Source organism: Streptomyces natalensis ATCC 27448 (genome assembly GCF_000935125.1).
Classification (GTDB): domain Bacteria; phylum Actinomycetota; class Actinomycetes; order Streptomycetales; family Streptomycetaceae; genus Streptomyces; species Streptomyces natalensis.
The window spans coordinates 61830-81862 of the sequence record NZ_JRKI01000028.1 but is presented as its reverse complement, the minus strand read 5'-3'; the positions used below and the strand labels follow the sequence as shown (position 1 = coordinate 81862).

General features: G+C 67.4%; 21 protein-coding genes and 1 pseudogene. 5 read left to right on the top strand and 17 right to left on the bottom strand.

Annotated features, from left to right (window positions below):
* The first annotated feature begins 385 nt into the window (after positions 1-385).
* Positions 386-550, top strand: coding sequence for a hypothetical protein (locus SNA_RS39975; RefSeq protein ID WP_420823495.1), 165 nt, complete (start codon positions 386-388; stop codon positions 548-550).
* Between the two features lie 494 nt (positions 551-1044).
* Here the strand turns inward: SNA_RS39975 and SNA_RS19750 are convergent, their stop codons facing one another.
* The 7 genes and pseudogenes from SNA_RS19750 to dxs all read right to left on the bottom strand — a co-directional run bounded on the left by SNA_RS19750 (position 1045) and on the right by dxs (position 9646).
* A complete protein-coding gene (locus SNA_RS19750) occupies positions 1045-2100 on the bottom strand; it encodes a Rieske 2Fe-2S domain-containing protein (protein ID WP_051877402.1) in 1056 nt (351 codons plus the stop codon).
* Between the two features lie 11 nt (positions 2101-2111).
* Positions 2112-2834, bottom strand: a complete 723-nt coding sequence (locus tag SNA_RS44020; RefSeq protein WP_241779746.1) for a terpene synthase family protein — start codon at positions 2832-2834, stop codon at positions 2112-2114.
* A gap of 339 nt (positions 2835-3173) precedes the next feature.
* Positions 3174-4121: pseudogene (locus SNA_RS44015) on the bottom strand (4-hydroxy-3-methylbut-2-enyl diphosphate reductase); the annotation flags it as partial.
* The gene (locus SNA_RS19740; protein WP_044366034.1) at positions 4118-5200 is read right to left on the bottom strand and encodes a polyprenyl synthetase family protein; all 1083 of its coding nucleotides are present in this window, start codon (positions 5198-5200) and stop codon (positions 4118-4120) included. The gene SNA_RS19740 and the pseudogene SNA_RS44015, both read right to left, overlap by 4 nt.
* On the bottom strand, positions 5197-6333 hold the full coding sequence (gene ispG / locus SNA_RS19735; protein ID WP_030068102.1) for a flavodoxin-dependent (E)-4-hydroxy-3-methylbut-2-enyl-diphosphate synthase: 1137 nt from the start codon (positions 6331-6333) through the stop codon (positions 5197-5199). Before ispG ends, SNA_RS19740 begins: the two co-directional genes overlap by 4 nt.
* A gap of 2 nt (positions 6334-6335) precedes the next feature.
* Positions 6336-7685 carry a 1-deoxy-D-xylulose-5-phosphate reductoisomerase gene (gene dxr, locus SNA_RS19730; protein WP_063894090.1) on the bottom strand — a complete coding sequence of 450 codons (1350 nt, stop codon included), beginning with the start codon at positions 7683-7685 and terminating at the stop codon, positions 6336-6338.
* Entirely contained in the window at positions 7685-9646 is a 1962-nt protein-coding gene (dxs, locus tag SNA_RS19725) for a 1-deoxy-D-xylulose-5-phosphate synthase (protein ID WP_044366032.1), read from the bottom strand. The genes dxr and dxs overlap by 1 nt, the downstream gene beginning before the upstream one ends.
* A gap of 461 nt (positions 9647-10107) precedes the next feature.
* Between dxs and SNA_RS19720 the strand changes: the two genes are divergently transcribed.
* Positions 10108-11064, top strand: a complete 957-nt coding sequence (locus SNA_RS19720) for a class I SAM-dependent methyltransferase (protein ID WP_052808941.1) — start codon at positions 10108-10110, stop codon at positions 11062-11064.
* Between the two features lie 195 nt (positions 11065-11259).
* Here SNA_RS19720 and SNA_RS19715 read toward each other — a convergent pair whose 3' ends face one another.
* From SNA_RS19715 to SNA_RS44010, 7 genes are all read right to left on the bottom strand, one after another.
* Positions 11260-11625, bottom strand: a complete 366-nt coding sequence (locus SNA_RS19715; RefSeq protein WP_078970024.1) for a VOC family protein — start codon at positions 11623-11625, stop codon at positions 11260-11262.
* Between the two features lie 23 nt (positions 11626-11648).
* Positions 11649-12029: an SgcJ/EcaC family oxidoreductase gene (locus SNA_RS19710; protein WP_044366030.1), complete on the bottom strand. Its 381-nt coding sequence runs from the start codon at positions 12027-12029 to the stop codon at positions 11649-11651.
* Positions 12026-12688, bottom strand: coding sequence for a hypothetical protein (locus SNA_RS19705; protein WP_051877405.1), 663 nt, complete (start codon positions 12686-12688; stop codon positions 12026-12028). The genes SNA_RS19710 and SNA_RS19705 overlap by 4 nt, the downstream gene beginning before the upstream one ends.
* Positions 12685-13287 (bottom strand): EF-hand domain-containing protein, encoded by a 603-nt coding sequence (locus SNA_RS19700; RefSeq protein WP_044366028.1) that lies wholly within the window; start codon positions 13285-13287, stop codon positions 12685-12687. The genes SNA_RS19705 and SNA_RS19700 overlap by 4 nt, the downstream gene beginning before the upstream one ends.
* A 312-nt stretch (positions 13288-13599) precedes the next feature.
* Entirely contained in the window at positions 13600-13728 is a 129-nt protein-coding gene (locus tag SNA_RS44755) for a hypothetical protein (protein ID WP_275042016.1), read from the bottom strand.
* 190 nt (positions 13729-13918) lie between these two features.
* Positions 13919-14407: a hypothetical protein gene (locus SNA_RS19695; RefSeq protein WP_030068112.1), complete on the bottom strand. Its 489-nt coding sequence runs from the start codon at positions 14405-14407 to the stop codon at positions 13919-13921.
* Between the two features lie 33 nt (positions 14408-14440).
* A complete protein-coding gene (locus SNA_RS44010) occupies positions 14441-15010 on the bottom strand; it encodes a hypothetical protein (protein WP_241779748.1) in 570 nt (189 codons plus the stop codon).
* Here SNA_RS44010 and SNA_RS19690 point away from each other — a divergent pair.
* Complete coding sequence (locus SNA_RS19690) at positions 14910-15224, top strand: AQJ64_40280 family protein (RefSeq protein ID WP_241779742.1); 315 nt, start codon at positions 14910-14912, stop codon at positions 15222-15224. The genes SNA_RS44010 and SNA_RS19690 overlap by 101 nt on opposite strands.
* Positions 15225-15533: 309 nt before the next feature.
* On the opposite strand, the gene SNA_RS39965 is transcribed toward SNA_RS19690, so the two are convergent.
* A complete protein-coding gene (locus tag SNA_RS39965) occupies positions 15534-15899 on the bottom strand; it encodes a luciferase domain-containing protein (RefSeq protein ID WP_063894089.1) in 366 nt (121 codons plus the stop codon).
* A gap of 781 nt (positions 15900-16680) precedes the next feature.
* Between SNA_RS39965 and SNA_RS19680 the strand changes: the two genes are divergently transcribed.
* Together SNA_RS19680 and SNA_RS19675 are read left to right on the top strand one after the other, a co-directional pair.
* Entirely contained in the window at positions 16681-17313 is a 633-nt protein-coding gene (locus SNA_RS19680; protein WP_030068115.1) for a DUF4956 domain-containing protein, read from the top strand.
* Positions 17310-18131 carry a polyphosphate polymerase domain-containing protein gene (locus tag SNA_RS19675; RefSeq protein WP_030068116.1) on the top strand — a complete coding sequence of 274 codons (822 nt, stop codon included), beginning with the start codon at positions 17310-17312 and terminating at the stop codon, positions 18129-18131. The genes SNA_RS19680 and SNA_RS19675 overlap by 4 nt, the downstream gene beginning before the upstream one ends.
* A gap of 365 nt (positions 18132-18496) precedes the next feature.
* On the opposite strand, the gene SNA_RS19670 is transcribed toward SNA_RS19675, so the two are convergent.
* Both SNA_RS19670 and rpsR read right to left on the bottom strand, forming a co-directional pair.
* Complete coding sequence (locus SNA_RS19670; protein ID WP_030068117.1) at positions 18497-19684, bottom strand: GTP-binding protein; 1188 nt, start codon at positions 19682-19684, stop codon at positions 18497-18499.
* A 33-nt stretch (positions 19685-19717) separates the two neighbouring features.
* Positions 19718-19957 (bottom strand): 30S ribosomal protein S18, encoded by a 240-nt coding sequence (gene rpsR, locus SNA_RS19665; RefSeq protein ID WP_030068118.1) that lies wholly within the window; start codon positions 19955-19957, stop codon positions 19718-19720.
* Positions 19958-20033: the final 76 nt, after the last annotated feature.

Here is a 20033-nt window from a genome sequence, read left to right as displayed (position 1 = left end):
CTGACTGGAAAACGTGTCATCACGCTCGGATGCGGCCTCGTTCATTCCTTGTAACGCTGGCCGGACTCCACAATTCGCATGGTGGACGGTAACCGCCGGTAAGCCGGTTGGCCGGTGCGCGGACGAAGCGGCCAGGGCCGACCCGCGCGTGCCCGGGGGATGGCGGTGTCGTAGGAACTTCACACACCAAGGGGGCCTGCTTCCGGAAAGCGCATGTGGCGAAAGACGGAGCGATTCCCGCCATTTGTGCGATGGCCGCTGAGCGGGTTGTTTCCTGCGCCTGTTACGGGTGTGGCGCAGGTGCCAGGTGACCGTTACCGGCACGTTCGGACAGACTCAGGGGTTTGGTGGTGCTGTGGATCCGCCGTAGGATCCGCGGCCGCCCATGTGGATACTGATCACCCTACGCATCGACTTTGACCCTGCTGAGATGTCCCGCAACGCGTTCTACAAGCTCCTGGCCGCGGTGGTGGTGCCGCGTCCGATCGCTTGGGTGTCGACCATCGACCCAGATAGTGGTTCAGCGAACTTCGCACCTGCGAAGTTCTGAGGAAAGCGGTATCGGGGGAGGGGACGTTAGCGCTGGTCAGGAGGGAAGGCAAGCTTGAGGTTTCTCCTGGCGGAGCAGCCTCCCGGACTCACGGACCGCGACCTGACGACGCTGCTCACCCTGTGAGGTCTTCCCTCGGTTGCTGCCAGGCGGTAGCCGCCCCGGCAGCATCGCGAGTTTCCTACTCCTTCCCCGTGCCTCTCAGCACGGCACAGGGGACCCCGGCCATCAGCGCCCCGAACGCCGTCCTCCACACCTGCCCCGCTATCGTGGCTTCCACGGCCACCTGGTCGTTGAACGTCGTCACAAAGGCCCGTGATCACAGTGGCTGTTCCCACGTCCGCAGGCACGTGCCGACCTGCGCGGACGGCTCGCCGCTGACGTGGTCCGGTTCGGCCCCGATCTCGACTGGAACCGCTCCTGATCGCCCCTTGTGGCGGGGTCGCGATGACGGGAATCGAGAGCCGGCCCTGGGTGTCCAAGGAATGTGCGGCTCAGGGATAGAACTGCCCAGCCCAACGCCGGTATCGGGTGATGGGTCCGTCTCCCTCGGCCAGGCGCGGCCGGGTGAGGTATTCCTTGGTGTTCCAGACGGGGACGTCTCCGTTCTGTTCGGAGAAGAGGAACACTTTGTTGTGGTACCAGAGGAAGAACTGGGACAGCAGATAGCTGCCGGCTGCCGCGAGGGCACGGTTCGCAGGGGTGGGGAGGAACCCAGGGGCGGGTACCCGCGCGTCGATGCCGCTGCGTAGTTGGATTCGCCAGGGGGCGACGGGGGTTGGCATGAACCAGATGCGGACGGTGAAGCCTGCGGGCAATTGGATGTGGACCTCGGTTCCGCCCAGGCCGTGGAGGGTGAATTCGTAGCTCGTCAGCATCGGCTTCTTCCAGCCCGGGGGGCGTACCGCCATTTCCAGGACGACGCGGCTGGTGGTTCCTTCCTCCGTGAAGGACTTGGTCACCCGGGCGCTGGAGACGCGGGGCCAGTGCAGGGCGGTGAGGTGTCCGAAGTCGACGATGTTCTCCAGGACTTCCTGGGGGTGGCCCGCGCATTCGGTGGTGTCACGGGCCACGGGTGTGAATTCTCCGGGGTGGGCGGGGAGCAGGTCCCAGGTTGGTGAGGCGCCGGCGTGGTGGTGCCACACCAGGATCAGGCCACCCTCCTCGCGGACGGGCAGCAGGGGCAGGGACGCCTTCGGCGGGCGGGTGCCGTAGCCCGTGCGTGTACAGGTGCCGTCGGGGCCGAACGCGAAGCCGTGGAAGGAGCAGACGACTTCCTCCCCCTCTATCCGGCCCGCCGTGCCGAGGTGCGCCCCGAGGTGAGGGCAGTAGGGGCGAGTCGCGCGGATCAGGCCGCTGCGGGTGCGGTACAGGACCAGGTCCTGGCCCGCGAGGCGCCTGGTCGTCACCTTGCCGGGGAGCAGTTCGTCGGAGAACCCCGCGCAGAACCAGCCGTTCGGGAAGGGGAGTGGGGGCGCTTCGTCGGCGTAACGAGGTGAAACAACGTTAGCCGGTGAGTACTTGGAGGAGTGCCCTTGGGGCTTGAACACGGTGTACCTCCCTATGCTGCGAGGCGGTGGTAGCGGCCGGATGTGCGGTAGTAGGCGGGAAGTCCGGCGATCCAGTCGTGCATGGTGTCGACCATGGTTACAGTGGCCTGCCAGCCATGCACGGGCATGGAGTGAGCCGTCAGCGCGGAGTGCAGGTCCTGTTCGGCGGTCTGGAAGTCGTCCACCGCCTGTCGAGTGCGCAACGCGGCTTCGTGCAGGGCCTGTTCGATGGTGAGACCTTGTTCATGGGCCAGGACGATGACGAGGTTGCCGGTCTCGCCGTGCGCCAGTTCCTTGCGGAGCGTGTAGATGTCGTTGATGAAGTCGGCAGCGTCGGTCGAGGCGGTGACGAGTCGCTCGTACGGGCCGGATTCCCGGACTGTGGAGGGGAGTTCGCACCGCAGGGCGATTTCCGTCAGGTTGTAGAGCATCGGCATGTAGCCGGTGATGCGGCGTCGCTCCACGTACTCCGCGACGCTGGGAAGACCTTCCTGTTTGACGCGCTGTTCGTCGACCAGACCGTCGAGCAGCTGGGCCGTGGTCTCGCTGTGCCGCCCGGTCCAGGCCGGGGAACCGAGCCTGCGGGTGCGCCGGTCCAGGTCGGTGAAGGCCGCGACCAGAGGGTGTCCAATAGGGGCGTTGTCGTCGGCCAGCACCGCCCGGATCCCTTCGGCCGCCTCGGTAAACGACGCGTGGGTACGGTGAGTTTCCGCCGTGTCGTCCAGTACCCCCATCCAGGCGAGCCAGCATGCCATGAGCGACAGGCGGGTCCTCGACGCCCTGGGGACGGCCACCGCCGCGCAGTGTCCCCACGCGTGCGAAGCCATCCGGTGGGCCTCGCTCCGGTCGGCGACCAGGCCGGTCCTGCGGGCCCAGCGCAGTACGGAGCGTTCCGCGTACGCCTGGTGCGGGCTTGTCCGCTCCGGGAACGGCAGCGCGAGTTCGGGGATGAACGCCTGTGTTTCGTCCAGCTCGATGGCCAGTGCCTGCGGCAGCACAGAACTGCCCTCCTGGTTGCGTGAGAACGGCTGGCTTTTCGCGTCCTGGGGCGCTTCGGAAAGGGGGTTGAGCAGCTCGGGGCGCCCGGGTGAGGTCAGTTCCCGGGGCAGGGCGAAGTGTTGGTGTTCTTCGGCAACGGTGACGGTCTCGACGTTGACGTATCCGTGGGAAGCGAGTCGTCGCAGGACCGCGTCGACGAGGCTCTCGGGCACGGAGGCACCGGAGGTGACACCGACCGTAGTGACGCCTCTGAGCCATGCCTCGTCGATCTGTTCGGCGTGGTCGACGAGGTGGGCGCTGGGAGCGCCGGCGTCCTGGGCGACTTCGACCAGGCGCACGGAGTTGGAGGAGTTGGTGGAGCCCACGACGATAACGAGCTCTGACATGGCTGCCATCTGTTTGACCGCGAGCTGGCGGTTCTGAGTGGCGTAGCAGATGTCGTCGCTGGGCGGGGAGATGAGTTGGGGGAACTTCTCCTTGAGGGCGTCGACGGTTTTCATGGTCTCGTCGACCGAGAGTGTGGTCTGAGAGAGCCAGGCAACCTTGTCCGACTTCCGGACTTTGACGTTCTGTACATCGTCCGGGCTGTCGACGACCTGGATGTGCTCGGGTGCTTCGCCGGTGGTGCCGATGACTTCCTCGTGGCCTTCGTGGCCGATGAGAAGGATGTCGTGGCCCTCGCGGGCGAAGCGTGCGGCCTCTTTGTGGACTTTGGTGACCAGGGGGCAGGTGGCGTCGATGACGGTGAGATGCCTCCGGGCGGCCTCTTGATGGACGGTGGGTGCGACCCCGTGGGCGGAGAAGATCACGACACTGCCCTCGGGTACCTCGGTGGTCTCCTCCACGAAGATCGCGCCCCTGTGCTTGAGGGCCTTGATGACGTACTGGTTGTGGACGATCTCGTGGCGTACGTACACCGGCGGCCCATACAGTTCGAGGGCCCTTTCCACGGTGGCGATGGCGCGGTCCACGCCGGCGCAGCAGCCGCGTGGAGCCGCCAGCAGGACGCGTCGGCGGTTCATGACGCGCGCTCCGTAGCGAGGGCCGCGACCTGCCGCAAGGCATCGGCCGCGGCGGGTGGGCAAGGGATGTTCCTCAGTGCGGTGAGGGCTTGTCCGTAGCAGTTGTTGATCATGTTCTCCACGGTGGCGCGGGCCCCGGTGGCGTCGAGGACGTCCCGGATGTGTGCCGCGCCGTCTTCGGCCAGGTCCGGATCGCCCACCAGTTGGTACAGGTGCCGTCGTTGGACGGAGGTGGCGCGCTGGGCGGCCAGCGCGAGCAGGACGGTGTGCTTGCCTTCACGAAGGTCGTCCAAGACGGGTTTGCCGGTCTGGTTCGGGTTGCCGTATATGCCCAGCAGGTCGTCGCGGAGCTGGAAGGCTTCCCCCAGCGGCAACGCGAAGGCCGTCAGGGCCTCATGGAGGGCGGGTTCGGCTCCTGCGAGGATGGCCCCGGTGTGCAGGGGACGCTCAATGGTGTATTTCGCAGTCTTGTACCGGATCACGCGTAGGGCTGCGGCCACGTCATCCATGGGCCCCAAAGGAGCTGTGAGATCCAGGTATTGGCCGTAGATGACCTCTTCGCGCATCGCCTCAAGCACACGACGTGCGGCGGTGAGCCGGGCGGGCGGATGGCCCGCACCGTGCAGGAGTTCGTCGGACCAGGCCAGGGCCATGTCGCCGGCCAGGATCGCGCCGCTGATACCCCACCATGCCGCGTCGAGGCCGAGCCTGCCGGGGTGGCGGGCGGCGAGAGCGTGGTGGACGGTGGGCTGTCCACGACGAGTCGGGGTGCGGTCCATGATGTCGTCGTGGATGAGACAGAAGGCGTGGAACATCTCCAGTGCCGCAGCCGTCCGCACGATGGGAGCGAGGTCGCCCTGGCCGCCGCCCGTGTGCCAGCCGATCACACACAGCATGGGGCGCAGCCGTTTCCCGCCCGCGTCCAGAAATCCTTGCAGGGTGCCGGGGAGATCGGTGGGCATGCGCGTTTCCTGTGCGATTCGGGTCTTGGAGTCGAGGAACTCGCGCAGCACCCCGTCGACGTGAGTGGGTACGGAGGCCAGGTCGATGGACGGGGCGGACAGGGACAGGGCCGTCATGAGCCTTCGCCTCCCGGTGCGGAGGGGGTGTCTTCCGTCAGGCTCAGGGCTTCTTCGATCAGGGCGTCAACCACACGGTGTTCGGGTACGGTGCGGACGACTTCACCATGAACGAAGATCTGCCCTTTGCCGTTGCCGCAGGAGACTCCGAGGTCGGCCTCGCGTGCTTCGCCTGGTCCGTTGACAACGCAGCCCATGACGGCGACGCGCAGCGGGTGGGGGAATCCGTCGAAGGCGGCTTCGACTCGGGCGGCAAGGTGGTGGATGTCGACTTGGAGTCGGCCGCAACCGGGACAGGAGACGATCTCCAGTTTGCGGGGGCGCAGGCCGAGGGACTGCAGGATGTGGCAGCCGGCTTTGACCTGTTCCACCGGGGGTGCGGACAGGGAGGCGCGGATGGTGTCGCCGATGCCTTCCGACAGGAGGATGCTGAAGGCGACGGCGGATTTGATGGAGCCCTGGAAGGTGGGACCGGCTTCGGTGACGCCGAGGTGGAGCGGGTAGTCGCACTGCTGGGCGAGGAGTCGGTTCGCGCTGACCATGGTCATGGGGTCGTGGTGCTTGACAGCGATCTTGATGTTGCGAAAGCCGTACTCCTCGAACAGGGAGCATTCCCACAGCGCGGATTCCACCAGTGCCTGCGGTGTTGCGGCGCCGTGTTTGGCCAGTAGGCGCTGGTCGAGGGAGCCGGCGTTGACCCCGATCCGGATCGGGACACGGGCTGCTTGGGCGGCCTCGGCTATCTCAGCGACTCTGTCGTCGAATTTCTTGATGTTGCCCGGATTCACCCGCACCGCCGCACAGCCGGCGTCGATGGCGGTGAAGACATAGCGGGGCTGGAAGTGGATGTCCGCTATCACCGGCAGCTTGGACTTCGCGACGATGGCGGGGAGGGCGTCGGCGTCGTCCTGGGAGGGGACGGCGACGCGGACGATGTCGCAGCCGGCGGCGGTGATTTCCGCGATCTGCTGCAAAGTGGCGTCGATGTCGGCGGTGTTGGTGGTGGTCATGGTCTGGACGGAGACCGGTGCGCCGCCGCCGACGGGGACATCGCCGACATGGATTCGCCGGGTGCGGCGGCGCACCGGAGTAGTGGGGAGTGGGGCGGGGAGACCGAGGTCGATGGCGGGCATGTTCAGACCTCCTGCGCCTGGTGTGCGGGGCTGGGCGTGATGTGGTGGAGGTGCTCGTGCGTGTGCTGGCGGGCCCAGGTGTCGGCGGCTCGGATCGCGCCGAGGGTGAGCTTGTGATCGGGGACCGGGATGTGGCGGTCGAGGGCGTGTTCGATGGCCTGGGCGATGGCGGGAAAGGGGACGATGCCGTCGAGAAACGCGGCGACGGCCGCTTCGTTGGCTGCGTTGAAGACAGCCGGGGCGGTGCCGCCCAGGCGGCCGGCGTGGCGGGCCAGAGCGATGCCGGGGAACCGCACCTCGTCGACGGGCTCGAAGGCCCAGGCGTGCGCCCGAGTCCAGTCCAGAGGCGGGATGACGGCGGGGGGTGGCCGGTGGGGCCAGGCCAGGGCGGTGGCGATGGGCAGGCGCATGTCCGGCGGGGCCGCCTGGGCGAGGGTGGAGCCGTCGGCGTACTCGGCCATCGAATGGACGGCGGACTGTGGGTGGATGACGGCTGTGATGCGGTCGTAGCGGATGCCGAACAGCATCTGGGCTTCGATGATCTCCAGGCCCTTGTTGACCAGGGTTGCTGAATTCACGGTGACCAGGGGGCCCATCTGCCAGGTTGGATGCTTCAGGGCCTGCGCCGGGGTTACGGCAGCCAACTGTGCGGGGGCGTGGTTGCGGAAGGGGCCGCCGCTGCACGTCAGGACCAGACGCTGCAGGCCCGGCACCGGGCAGGCGTACGCCCAGCCTGGCAGGCACTGCATGATCGCGCTGTGTTCGGAGTCCACCGGCACGATCTGCCCCGGCCTCGCCACCCGCCGGATCAACTCACCCCCGGTGACCAGCGATTCCTTGTTCGCCAGTGCCACACGCCGCCCTGCTTCGAGTGCGGTCAGCGTGGCCGGCAGCCCCGCGGCACCAGGCAGGGCGTTGAGCACGACGTCACACGACCAGGCGGCGGCCACCGCCAATCCTTCCTGACCGGTCAGCACTCTGGGAATGGGCCGGCGAGGCCCACCGCTCTCCCGTACCAGTGTGGCAAGAGCGGCGTTCACGTCTTCGACAGCGCCGGCGTCGGCGACGGCCACTACCTCGGCCCCGGTATGCAGTGCCTGACGGGCCAGCGCACGGGGGCGGCCACCACTCGCGGCCAGGCCGACCGCCCGGAAACGGCCCGGGTGCGCGGTGATGACGTCCAGTGCCTGTGATCCGACCGAACCGGTGGATCCCAGGACCACCACCGTCCGCACACCACCATCCCCACCGACCGCGATCGGCGTCCCGGCCGTTGTCAGGGTGTCGCCCTGGCGCAGCGGCTCGCGGGTGGAGCGGCCGGGCGCGTGGGGGAGAACCGGCCGGGCGGTCATCACTGCCCCGCTCCAACGTGGGGGCGGTCGGCGCGGGCGCGCAGGACGGAGTAGGCGATGCCCTTGGCGGTGAGCCCAGCAGCGGCCAGAATGTCAGCACGGGTGCCGTGGGACAGGAAGCGTCCTGGCAATCCGAGCACCCGCACGGGCACCTGGGAGCCTGCATCGGCCACCGCACGCGCCACGGCCGTGCCCACACCACCGGCCCGGGTGTTGTCCTCGACCGTCACCACCAGCCGGTACTTCAGGGCGAGATCCAGGAGTTCCGGTGGCACGGGCAGCACCCAGCGCGGGTCTGCCACACTCACCCCGATCCCCTGCTCCTCCAAGTACTGGGCGGCTTCCACCGCGGGCCCGGCCAACGAGCCCACCGCCACCAGGAGCACATCCCGCACCGCGGAGCGGTGGAGGACCTCCAGGGGGCCGTGACGTTCCAGGGCCGGGATGTCCGGGGAAACGGAGGCTTTGGGGAACCGCAGCGCGGTCGGCCCCTCGGAGTGAGTGACTGCTTCGCCCAGGAGTTCGCGCAGCCGGGTGGCGTCCCGGGGAACCCCCACCCGCATCCCCGGCACCGCGCCCAGCAGCGTCAGATCCCACATCCCGTGATGCGACGGCCCATCAGGACCCGTCACCCCCGCCCGGTCCAGAACGAATGTCACCGGCAGCCGGTGCAGTGCCACATCCATCAGCACCTGATCGAAAGCACGGCCCAGGAAGGTGGCGTAGACCGCGACGACCGGATGCAGGCCGCCCAGCGCCAGGCCCGCGGCAGATGTCACCGCATGCTGCTCGGCGATCCCTACATCGAAAAAACGGTGAGGGAACCGCCCGCCGAACCGGGCCAGCCCAGTCGGACCCGGCATTGCCGCGGTGATCGCCACCACGTCATCGTGCCGCTCGCCCAACCCGCACAGCTCGTCGGCGAACACACTCGTCCACGACGGCGCGCCACCGCCTGTGCGCGGCCGGCCCGTGGCGGGGTCAAGGACACCGACCGCATGCATACAGTCCGCCGCATCGCCCTCGGCCGGGGCGAAGCCGCGACCTTTGACTGTCACCGCGTGCACCACCACCGGACGGCGCATGTCCCGCGCCATCGACAGGGCCTCTTCCAACGACGGCAAGTGGTGACCGTCGACCGGGCCGAGATAGGCGAAACCGAGGAGACCGAACAGATTCCGAGCCACCGGCAGCGGCCCCGGCAGCACCGAGCCATCGCCGCCATGGTGGCCAACCGAGCTCCCGCGATCTGCGCCGTCGCCCGAGTCAGAGCCAGCACCCGCCTGCGGCTTGTTGTTCCCCTCTCCGGCCTCAACCAGCCAGTCGATGCTGTCGGGGCCGGTGCTGCGCAGGTGCTGGAGGTGGTCGGCAAGGGCACCGATCGTGGGGGCGTAGGAGCGCATGTTGTCGTTCAGAACGATCACGACCGGACGTTCCGGAGCCGCGCCAAGGTTGTTCAGCGCCTCCCAACACATCCCACCCGTCAACGCACCGTCACCGACAACAGCGACCACCGCACGGTCGCTCTCGCCCGCCAGATGGCGGGCCTTGGCCAGGCCGTCGGCGTACGACAGGACGGTCGAGGCATGAGAGTTCTCGATAACATCGTGCGGCGACTCGGCCTGGGAAAGGTAGCCGGACAGGCCGCCCGCCTGTCGCAGGTTGTCGAACCTTCCGGCCCGGCCGGTCAGGAGCTTGTGGACATAGCCCTGGTGGCCGATGTCGAACAGCACCGTGTCCTTCGGGGAATCGAATACCCGGTGTAAGGCGATGTTCAGCTCCACCACACCGAGATTCGGTCCCAAGTGCCCGCCGGTCGCGCATACCTTCTCGACGAGGAAGGCCCGTATCCGCGCGGCCAGCAGTGGAAGCGCCCCAGCTGGAAGACGCTTTACCGCCTCGGGACCCATATCAGAGTCCAGCAACAACTCGTCTGTTTGTGTTGCCGAAGTACTGGCCATCGCAGTCTTCTTCCATAGGAGAATGCTTCAGGGCCTACAAACGGCTCACCTGAGGCGGATTCCCGCCGCTAGCGCGCAGTGGCCACCCGCGCACTGCGCCTCTTCCACGCTCCGACTGCAAGTGCTCTCAACCCGTGAAGGCATATATTTCCGGCACTTGTCGTCGCACATGCTGCACCGCGTCAAAGTGCCCTGTAGTGAACCGTTCGTCGCGTGGCCTTACCAGTACGCCCCCGTCAGATCCCGTACTCAAGGGGATTTGGCAGTCCAGGCGTTGAACGTGTTGAACGCTCCCGGCGACCACGGCGTTCAACGAGCCACCAAGTGTCCGGGCGCCGGGTTCTACGGCTCCCGTGACTGGTGCTGCCCGCAGGGACGAGAGAGTACTGGTCATCCGGGGTTCAGCAGGGCGTGTCGCCACGAAGCGCGCGCCCAGCCCGGCAGCCGAAGCCTTCGCCGGCATGGCACTGTCCGTCGCGCTGATCACAGGCGTACGTCTCGGAGTCTTCACCCGCCTGGCCGAAGGCCCTGCTGAGGCCCAGGAGTTGGCATCTGGTCTGGGGCTCGACACTCGCTCCACGGCCCTGCTCGCCGACAGCCTGCATGCGCTGGGCTACCTCACTCGCCCCGCGGACGCCTACGCCCTCAGCGGCGTCGCCCGACGCTGGCTCGACCCCGGCGCGTCCCGTCCCGTCGCGGCCTGCGTCGCCGGCAACGTAGAGCACTGGGACTGGTGGGCCGCCCTGCCGGAGATCATCCGCACCGGAACCGGATTGGATGTCCATAGCGGAAGGGCGGAAACCGACACCTTCTGGCAGGACTACATCGGCGGGCAGTACGACCTGGCTCGCCTCAGCGCGCCAGCGGTCTCCCGAGCGATTCGACTGCCGGCGGGGGCCCGCCGTCTGCTGGACGTCGGCGGCGGACACGGCTGGTTCGCCGCCGAACTCTGCCGCCGCCATGACGGCCTCCAGGCAACGGTCCTCGACCTGCCCGGCAGCGCGGAAGTGGGCCGACGCATCATCGCCGAGACCGGGATGGATCACCTGGTGCGGCACCGCAGCGGCGACGCCCGCTCCACAAGCCTTGAGGCGGACCACTACGACGCCGCCCTGTGCTTCAACCTGATTCACCCTCTGCCGCCCGACGACATCCGGGCTCTTCTCTCGAACGTCAACAGATCGCTCAGGCCAGGCGGCCGGATCGCTGTGCTCAACCTGTTCGCCCGGCCCCGTCGGCGTCGGCCTGATCAGTTTTCGGCATGCCTCAGCCTCTTCTTCCACATGACGTCCGCAACGATCTACACCGTTGGCCAGCTGGACGAATGGCTGCGGGAGGCGGGCTTCCGGCAGTCGCGACGGATGACACTGCGCCGGGTCCCTGGCCAAACCCTTGTGGTGGCCACCAAACGAGCGTGACGTGCCTGCAGTGAATCCACCTCGCGCAGGTCGACCCACCGATCCGACGGACCGTGAGAGAGGGACACCATAAAACGAGCCAAAAGCGTGTGCTGGAGGCGCCGTGTCCCCGGTCGAAATGGACTGTCCGACTTGAGTCGAGACAACGCCGAATACCGTCGGCAAGCTCAAGGGTTCTTTTTCAGGGGCAAGTAGCTAGTCGACTCCGTAGCCGTGCTCGGACAAGTCGAACCAGTTTCCCTCCGGATCGATGGCTCGGTATTCGGCATACGGGCGCGGGGAAGTCCGACGCTGAGGTGGCTCGACGTCTTCGTGTGCCAATTTTTTGCAGGTCCCGGCGATGTCGGCGACATGAAATCCGAAGTGGTTCATTCCGGCGGGCGCCTCACCTCCCATGTCGATTTTGAGCAGAGCGAGAGTCAGATAGCCGTCATGGAGGAAATAGTTACCGTCCTTGTCGGTGGCAAGCGTTTCCATGCCGAAATGGTCACCGTAGAAGCGCACCAATTCCTCCGGACGTCGGGCGTAGAGAGCAAGGTGGCGAATTCTGGGGCGAGGCATGGTGTCCTTTCAGGGAGCCGCATTTATCGGCTCAACGGAGCCATGTTCATGAATGCGATGATGAGGAAGTTCTCCCGTCGGCGCTCCAGCACCGCCTGCGCATGCAGGACGAGGTCTGTGCCGGGGTGCGGGATGCGCACCCTGTTCTCCACGCGGGCAAGGGCGAGGTCCGGCCCGAGTCGGGTGACGCGCTGGACGGTGACCTCGAGTTGAGTCCCCGCGTAAACCGTGCCGAAGAGGTGTTGGTGCGCCGCCGCGATCTGGTCGCTGCCGTGGTAATGGTCAGCGCGGACGGAGGTGAAGTCCGCGTCATGGGAGAAAATGCGCCCGAAGGAATCCGCGTCGGACCGGGCCCAGGCGGTCTCCATGGCGTCGAAGACGGTACGCACTTCGGTTGCATTCACTTTTTTCCGCGCCTTTCACCGGGGTCGTGGAACTGGAGGCGCAGCGGCGCACATGCCGTTTCCTGGGGCCCGGGGGGCGGGCTCCAGGCGCCCAGCGCGTAGGACAACCACTCGTCCTGGCGCTCCACGTAGCAGATCATGTTGACCGGCCAGCCGGTGTTCCCGAACATGTACGCGTCCATGGGCGTCGGAGCCTCGCTGATCTGCAAGCCCCGCTCGTGTGGTGGTCCCATCCGATGCCAGTCGGGGTGCAGGTGGATGGAACCGAGGATGTCCAACCCCAGGCCGGCCGCGCGCTTGTGAACCCGGAGCAGGTCACGGGAGTCGCACCAGAATCCGCGGTGCATGTTGGCGTAGGCCGTACCGAAGCGGGGGATGATGGTCGTCCGGAACTCTTCCGCGGCGGCCGTGTCCGCGGATCGGACGTTATCTGCGAATTCCGTCGCCTGGATCAGGGCCCGGCCGTTGCGGAGGGTGCCTAAGAGGAGGGCGAAGGACGAGGGGGGCTTTCTTGGTGAGCACCCCTTGTAGGCGTCGAAGGCCACGCCGAGGAAAGGCTCGAGCGTCCGATGGCTGATGACGACAGTGCTGCACTGCGCCGTCTCGCTGGTGTCGGACGCTCGAGCCCTGGTGCGTTCCTCGGCTGTCCGAGGACTCACAGACCTGCCTTCATGACCCCCGGGGCCTGCGTCTCCCAGACATCCCCGTACAGCCAGTTGCCGCGCGCGGCCGGGTCACGGCTGGTGTAGTACTCCCGGTAGGCGCTCAGGATCTCGTCCACGGACAGTGATCCGTCGCCGTTCACGTCGAGCTTTTCGAAGGCGAGCCGCCGGTTCTTCTCGGAGCTGCCAACGGCCTTCTGGAAGCAGAGGAACTCCTGGGCGTCGACGGTGCCGTCGCCGTCCCGGTCGCAGACGCGCCAGATGGACTCCGCGAGCGGCCGGAACAGGGTGTCGAACTTTTCCGGTTTCTCGCCGAAGGTGCTGATGATCCCCTTACGCCACTCGTCAGGGCTGATCTTCCCGTCGTCGTCGACGTCGAGATACTCCAGGATGTTTTGCATGAATTCCTGGTAGCTCGCGAAGAGTCCCATAGCCGCTGGTGAGTCGAAGGGGATTTTCTGAAAGGCGATGATTCTGGCCGCCATGGCCATAACATCCGCCTCTTCGAAGAATCCGTCACCGTCGGCGTCCACGTGTCCGAAACACACGTCGATCTTACGTTCCAGGAGATCGCCTGCGTTCCCCAGATCTGCCATAAAGGAAATCCACCCCTTCATACCCTTTGGCCCTCCAAGGGCCTCTCGGGAATGAGATTTCCCGGCTCGATATTCAAGAAAACCAGGGCTCCGACGTATTTTAGTAAAAGCATAATCATATGAACAGGGTCGAATTGCTTGCGGCGGGGAACGTTCGGGGGCGCGGGAAAGAGTCGAGGCAGGAGGGTCGGCACGGTCGCGGCAGCCGTGGCGCTGGGACAAGTCCTGAAGCAGCGGCACGGCCTGGCCCGCGGGCCGACAGACCGGCGACCACCACCAGGCCGCCCGCCGCTGCACCGGAATCCTCATAGCTCAGTGATCGCCAAATCGGCCGATGTCGCGCAGCGCGACGGTGACGATCAACGCGTCCAGCGAGATGAGGAAGAAGCCCAGCCGCCCGGTCCAGGCCATGACGGCGAACCGGTTGGGCCACTGCTCCACACCGCCTCCGCCGGGCGACAGCGCCCGGCGGAGCCCCAGACATCGCCGACCGGATGACCGGATAGTCACGGTCGGGCATTGCAGGCGTTGACCGGTTCTGGTGAGGGTGGTGTGCATGAAGGCCGGTTTCCGTCGGGCGCGGCCCTTTTCATGTCACGGCAGTCCGCTTCGACTGTGGTGAAGCGGGTAATCAGCCTTCACGTCGGCGTTTGCGGTGGGGCCGGGCCGGGTGGACGAGGCTGGCGAGGCCGCCCACGGCCGCCCGTATGTGGCCCGGTTCGCTCGGGATGTTCCCGCCCGCACACCACCAGGAGAGCTGCCCGGCCGCCTCACGCGGATGCATGCCGAGGTCGTGCTCGTCGCACACAGGCCATGTCTGCCAAAGACACTCGGTGACGGTCTCCTGTGCGGCGTCGGTGATGGCCGTCAGGGCGAGGAGAGGGTTGTCTGCCGAGTGGGGATCCACGACGTTGCCGTGCCATTCGCCGTTGGCCAGGGCTACGTAGACGTACTCGGCCACGTCCTCGTCGTACGAGGGAAGTCCCAGCAATTGCAGAAGTCCTTGGTCGGGCAAGGTCACCGCAAGGTCCCGGTTGACAAGGGCAAGAGCCTCGTCCCACAGCGGGTACTCGCCAAGCGAAACCCGACGGGGCTCGGGGAGATCGAAGAGACCACTCATGCAGACCATCCTGTACGACCGAGCAGACGGTGCTCACCCTGCACAGCGCGGCAAGTCGCCAATCGTCGGTGGCGTGGCACCCGCGGCGGTGGACGACCTACCTTCGGCGAGGCCATCTGCCGCGACCACGATGTGGTGGGACGATGTTTCGCCTGTTTGAAGCAGGTCCTTGCGATCCTCACACGGTTCGACAAGCTCGCTGTCCGGCAGCACGCCGGAGTTGTCATGGCGGTCCTGATCCTGTGCCTCCGCGGACCCGCCAGCCATCGTGGTGGATCGATGCCCGTCGCAGCCGGCGGCAGACGTGTCCGGTTCGAGCAACCTTGGTGAGCGCCGGGCGGTCTTGCTAGATGCCGGGGTCGGGGCCGTGCTGATGCCGGCCACCGGCACAGCGGTGGAAGACGACTTGCCGAGTGCCTGAGCGAGGGTGGAGATGACCGATCTGAACACCGTGGTGACGTGGGTCGACGCACGCGAGAGACTGCCTCGCAGTGGTACGCCGGTGGCAGCAGCGATCACGGGCCGGTATCCGGCTGACGGCGCCACTGAGGCCGACGTGGCGTCGGGTGAGGAATTCTGGCTGGTGAGGCCGATGTACTTCACGACTCTGCACTGGAGTGAGGACGGGGCGGAGCACAGGGACTGCTTCGTCGACTCCGACGGGGTTGTCCGCTTGCCCTACGGCCTCACCAGCGCCGAAACCGTGACGCACTGGGCCGAGCTGCCCACCCTGCCGGGCGGGACGACGCATCTCGTCCTCGGGAAGGGCGTGCAGTCGGCCCTCCACCACGCTTGGGACACTCGCCCCCTCACCTGACCCACGCCTTGCTCGGACACGTGGCGGGCGTGCCTGCGGAGCTGGTCGTTCTGCAGGGGTCGGCTACGAGGCGTCGCGCGCTGGAAAGCCCGTGGTGCTGAACTTGCCGGTGCGGTGGTTCGTCTGCGCAGTCTCCGAAGCCGTCGGCAGACGTTCGCGGAGCAGGTGCCGGGCAAACGCGCCGATATGGCTGGAAGGGATCGAGGTGGGCTTGGGGTTGAGCCGGGATGTCGACCATGGTTGAGCAGGAGCGGGATTGCCAAGGCCGTCTGTGAGCCCCGCAGTGCCGCCGACGGTCGACGGCCCCTTCTACTCCGTAACGCCCTCCGGGGCCTTGCCCGTTCGGCACCACCTCATGGGCCGTCGTGCCCGCCAGCCTGGACGGCGGCGGGGCGATTGTGGGGATCCCAGGGTGCAGGGGTCCGTTCGGACTGTTTCGGCCAGGTCCGATCGGCTGCCGGTCGCGAGCAGTGCGGCGCTGACGAGTGTGGCGAGCAGGTCGATGTCGGAGCCCGCTTCGAGCCGGACCGTGATCCAGCCGGATGCTGTGGGCAGCTTGATGGCGCTCGACTTCCGCAGTGCCGGACGCAGCCGTTCGATCATGCCGTGGGTCAGGTGTACGTCGACCTCGTTGCCGCCATGGAAGTGGACGATCTCCTGGGCGCCGGCGCACAAGCAGTGTCGTGCCCCGCAACACGCACGACCCCGCGAGAGCGCCGGCCAGTCTGCGAGACGTGCGTTCGCGTGTTCGGCCAGGTTCATATCGTCAGCCTGCCCGCTCCCGGCCCAAGCGAAGAGGGCTGCGGCGAAGGGATCTCGGGGCCGGGCGGGGCGGTGGTCACGGCGGGCAAAGCTGTGCACAACTTGTCGCTTGCCCTTCATCGGCCGTCCACGGCCTCGGTAGCCATCGGGTCAAGGCTGGAATTTCGAGTTAGCCGAGATGTCGAGACGTTCAGCGCCGTGCACGCGATGGGTCACCGTCGAACCGGCCTGCGGCCAACACGGGGGGCCGCAGGCCGGCCTGCCCTTCACGACGATGAGCGCATGCGCTGGATGGCGAGGAGGGCGGCGTCGTCGCCGAGGGAACCTTCCGCATGGGCGAGGAGGTCCCGCTGGATGTTCTGGACGAAACGCATGGCTGGAGTGCCATAGCTGCTGCATCCGTGCGAGGCGCTGCCCCAGGCGGCCTGTCTGCATGTCTCCAATGTGCATGATGCGTTCAGAAACGGGGCGTTTCGGGAGGCGGTGGACCATCACGGCGGCGCCCTTGCGTTTCACGAGCCGGCCAGTTGTTCGGGTGTGGCGTGAGCGCTGAACGTGCGGGCCGTGATGCATATTCGGACACTTACCAACAGTAACCACCAAGATCCGCCACTTTTGCCAGTCAGGTGATGACTGTTCACTCAGTGTTTCCCTATGGTCTGGATCGCCTTCGTTCCTTACAGATAGTGGAGTCATGGATTCGTTACGTCACCTCGTCGCCCACCTGGGGCTCGACCTCGCCGCCATCTGCCTGCTGACGTTCGCGATCTACTACCCGAGACACCGACGCCGCGACCTCGTACCGGCATACCTGGCCCTGAACGTCGCCCTGTTCACCGTCGTGGTGGCGCTCGCCGCAGTGGGCAGCAGCGGAGGCATGGCGGTCGGCTTCGGCCTCTTCGGAGTCCTGTCGATCATCAGGCTCCGCTCCGACTCCGTCCAACACGAGGAAGTCGCCTACTACTTCACCACGCTCGTCCTCGGCCTCATCTGCGGGCTGCCGCACCTGGCGTTCGGCCTCGCCGCCGCGTTGAGTGCCGTGCTCCTGCTGGTCGTCTACTCGGCCGATCACCCGCTGCTGTTCGCCCGAGCCCGTCGCACGGTCGTCACCCTCGACACCGTCCACAGCGACCCCGCCCCGCTCCGGGCCGACCTCGCGCGGCGCCTGGGCGAACCACTGCAATGGACGGTCATGGAGGTGGACTTCGTGCGCGATCTGATGGTCGTCGACGTCCGTTACCGCGAGGCCGCGTCGAGAGCCGCCGGTCAGCAGACGGCCGGGGCCGAGCTGGTGCGTCCGACCACGCCCGTCCTGGACGCGGCATGACGGCCCAGGCGGCGGTGCTCGCCCCCGCGGCCGTACAGGCCATCAACGAGGCGGCCCACGACGCCGACCCGATTTCCCTCGCCGAGGTCAACGAGCGCTCCGCCCTGCTCGCACGCTTCGACCGCAGCTACCTGGTACCGGCAGAAACGTTCGCCCGCGTGGTCGGCCGGCTCACCGCACCACGGCGTCACGGCCGCCCACTGCGCGCTCTGGCCATCGACGGCCGTCGCGCCTTCCGCTACCACTCGGTCTACTACGACACCCCCGGTCTGCGGTCCTTCCACGACCACCGCCAGGGCCGCCGCCTCCGCTTCAAGATCCGCGAACGCGTCTACGAGGACACCGGCGAGCGGCAGTACGAGATCAAGCTCAAGGGCGGCCGCGGCGACACCGTCAAGCACCGCCGGCCCCTCACCGGAGCCGACACCCCGCTCGACGCCACCCACCAGGCATTCCTCGCGGCAACCCTGAACCGGGCCTACGCAATCAACGCGCCCACCACCCTGCATCCCTCCCTCAGCACGGACTACCTCCGTGCGACCTTCGTGGGCGACGGCGAGCGCATAACCTGCGACGCGGGACTGGTCTGCATCGACCTGAGGACGCAACAGGCCGTGCACTGCGACACCGACCTCGTACTCGTCGAGACGAAATCGACCGGGCACCTGACGGACGCGGACCGGGTCCTGCACGCCCACGGTCTGCAACCCGCCGTCTTCACCAAGTACTGCGGCGCACTCGCCGCCCTGCACCCGTCCCTCCCCGCCAACCGCTGGCGCCGCGCGGCACGCCGGACCTTCAGGGCCGGAGCAGGGTGACCGTATCCACCCACCCGGAGTGACGGCGGTTGACGGGCGCGTGCCGGCGTCCCGTCAGCCGCCGGCCGGCGCGCTGCGCGGCCCCTGGCCAACATGCCGTGCACCGCCGAGCCGGCGAGCGAGATCATCGACAACCCGGGCTGCGGCCCATGAACCGCAATGCGGCAGCCGAGCGGAAGAGGACAGCTCTGTCGTCCTGCTCGGCAAGCCGGATCCTTGTGGTGGGCGGCGGACCAATCGCCCAGCGCAACATACGGCGTACTGCTCGCGGACGCTGGAGGGTGCCACGCCCATGTGTGGTCGGTTCAACTTGCCGCCCGGACAGTGCGTATGGCCGCAGCTGGCCGACCGCCCCCACGAGGACCTCAGTTGTCGGTCGGGACACCCGGTGCAGGAGCGCCGAGCAGCGGGTCGGGAAGACCGGCCCATGCTTCGACGCCGTGCGACAGCTCCCGGTCGTCGAGGAGCGTGGCGTCGAGGATGCGGCGGAGGCCGTCCTGATCCAGCCCGGTGCCGGTGAAGACGATCTCGTTGCGCCGTTCGCCGTAGTACTCGTCCCAGAACCAGGAGGCCAGGGTCCGGCGCTGCGGCGAGGCAGCGCGCCATGCGGAGGCGTCGCCGTCCTGCAACCAGTCGCCGGCCTCGCGCAGTTCCAGGTGGCCGCCGGCCGAGCGCCAGCTGACGACCGACCGGGGGCGGGTGCCCAGCCACAGGTGACCCCGGCTGCGGACGACTCCGGACATGAGCTTCGGCAGGCTGTCCGCGAGCCGCTCGGGGTGCACGGGCCTGCGGGAGCGCCACAGTACGGACATCATTCCTTGGTCGACACCACGTCGGCGCACGGGTGCGAGGACGGGGTCGAGACGCTCGGCCGGGTTGGCTTCGGCCCACCGTGGGTCGGGGTTCACCAGAGCCTTGAGGGCGTCTGCGTCGTCCGAGTCACCGGCGAGCACCGTTGCCGACGGATTGAGGTGGCCGAGCAGAGCCCGGACCCCTTGCCGGCGGCCGTCGGCGGGGTCCTGCCCAGGTCGCAGGACCAGCGTTCCGGCTGCCTCCACTTGGCGGGCGGCTGCCTCGGCGAGCGTGACCGGTGCGGTATGGCGGCCCGGTCCGAAGAACGGGGCGGAGCGGTGCACACAGCGCAGGTCGCTCAGGAAGCGGCCGGGATCCACACCCATGGTTGTCGCCGCCAGGTCGTAGTGGTGCGCCGTCGGCGTACGGCCCGGCGGGGGCTGCCAGAGGGAGGCGAGAAGCGCTGCCGCGTCCAGGTTTTCCGGGAGTGAGAGCACCACATGTGGACGCGGCGAACGACGGGCGATGGCCTCCAGGTCCTGACGGACGATCACGGCGGGATCGCCCGTCCCCGCCCGGCACAGCTCGTCGCGCAGCGCATCGTCGTCAGAGGTGACGATGCGCTGCACACACGGATAGCCCCTGTTTCCGTCGCCCTGTACGGAGATCGACAGCACGACGGCGTCGGGCGCGGCGCGCAGCAGCACGTCCAGAGCGCGGCTGCGCGCCTCAGGGGTGTTGCCGGAGACGACGCTCAGCACCCCGCGTTCCGGCGGTTGACCGGTCCTCACCGGTTACCGGGAGCTGTAGGGCAGGAGAGCCATCTCGCGGGCGTTCTTGATGGCCCGTGCTATCTGCCGCTGCTGCTGTTTCGTCACATGGGTCACCCGGCGGCTGCGGATCTTGCCGCGGTCGGAGATGAACTTCCGCAACAGGTCGGTGTTCTTGTAGTCGATGTAGGTGATGCCGGCGGCGTCGAGGGGGTTGACCCTGCGCTTGGGAGCTTTGGATTTGGCGTCGGCGCGGCGGGACATGGGCAGGTCCTTTCGTCAGGGGTACGGGGTGGTACGGGGCGACGGCGATACGGAGTGGCGGCGGTACGTCGGTGCG

Excerpts from the sequence above, each read along its gene's own strand:
- SNA_RS19740 (WP_044366034.1), bottom strand. The coding sequence starts at position 5,200 with ATGACGGCCCTGTCCCTGTCCGCCCCGTCCATCGACCTGGCCTCCGTA.
- SNA_RS19680 (WP_030068115.1), top strand. The coding sequence starts at position 16,681 with ATGGATTCGTTACGTCACCTCGTCGCCCACCTGGGGCTCGACCTCGCC.
- SNA_RS39975 (WP_420823495.1), top strand. The coding sequence starts at position 386 with ATGTGGATACTGATCACCCTACGCATCGACTTTGACCCTGCTGAGATG.
- dxs (WP_044366032.1), bottom strand. The coding sequence starts at position 9,646 with ATGGCCAGTACTTCGGCAACACAAACAGACGAGTTGTTGCTGGACTCT.
- SNA_RS44020 (WP_241779746.1), bottom strand. The coding sequence starts at position 2,834 with ATGGGGGTACTGGACGACACGGCGGAAACTCACCGTACCCACGCGTCG.
- rpsR (WP_030068118.1), bottom strand. The coding sequence starts at position 19,957 with ATGTCCCGCCGCGCCGACGCCAAATCCAAAGCTCCCAAGCGCAGGGTC.
- SNA_RS19715 (WP_078970024.1), bottom strand. The coding sequence starts at position 11,625 with ATGCCTCGCCCCAGAATTCGCCACCTTGCTCTCTACGCCCGACGTCCG.
- SNA_RS19700 (WP_044366028.1), bottom strand. The coding sequence starts at position 13,287 with ATGGCAGATCTGGGGAACGCAGGCGATCTCCTGGAACGTAAGATCGAC.
- ispG (WP_030068102.1), bottom strand. The coding sequence starts at position 6,333 with ATGCCCGCCATCGACCTCGGTCTCCCCGCCCCACTCCCCACTACTCCG.
- SNA_RS19675 (WP_030068116.1), top strand. The coding sequence starts at position 17,310 with ATGACGGCCCAGGCGGCGGTGCTCGCCCCCGCGGCCGTACAGGCCATC.
- dxr (WP_063894090.1), bottom strand. The coding sequence starts at position 7,685 with ATGACCGCCCGGCCGGTTCTCCCCCACGCGCCCGGCCGCTCCACCCGC.
- SNA_RS19720 (WP_052808941.1), top strand. The coding sequence starts at position 10,108 with ATGGCACTGTCCGTCGCGCTGATCACAGGCGTACGTCTCGGAGTCTTC.
- SNA_RS19695 (WP_030068112.1), bottom strand. The coding sequence starts at position 14,407 with ATGAGTGGTCTCTTCGATCTCCCCGAGCCCCGTCGGGTTTCGCTTGGC.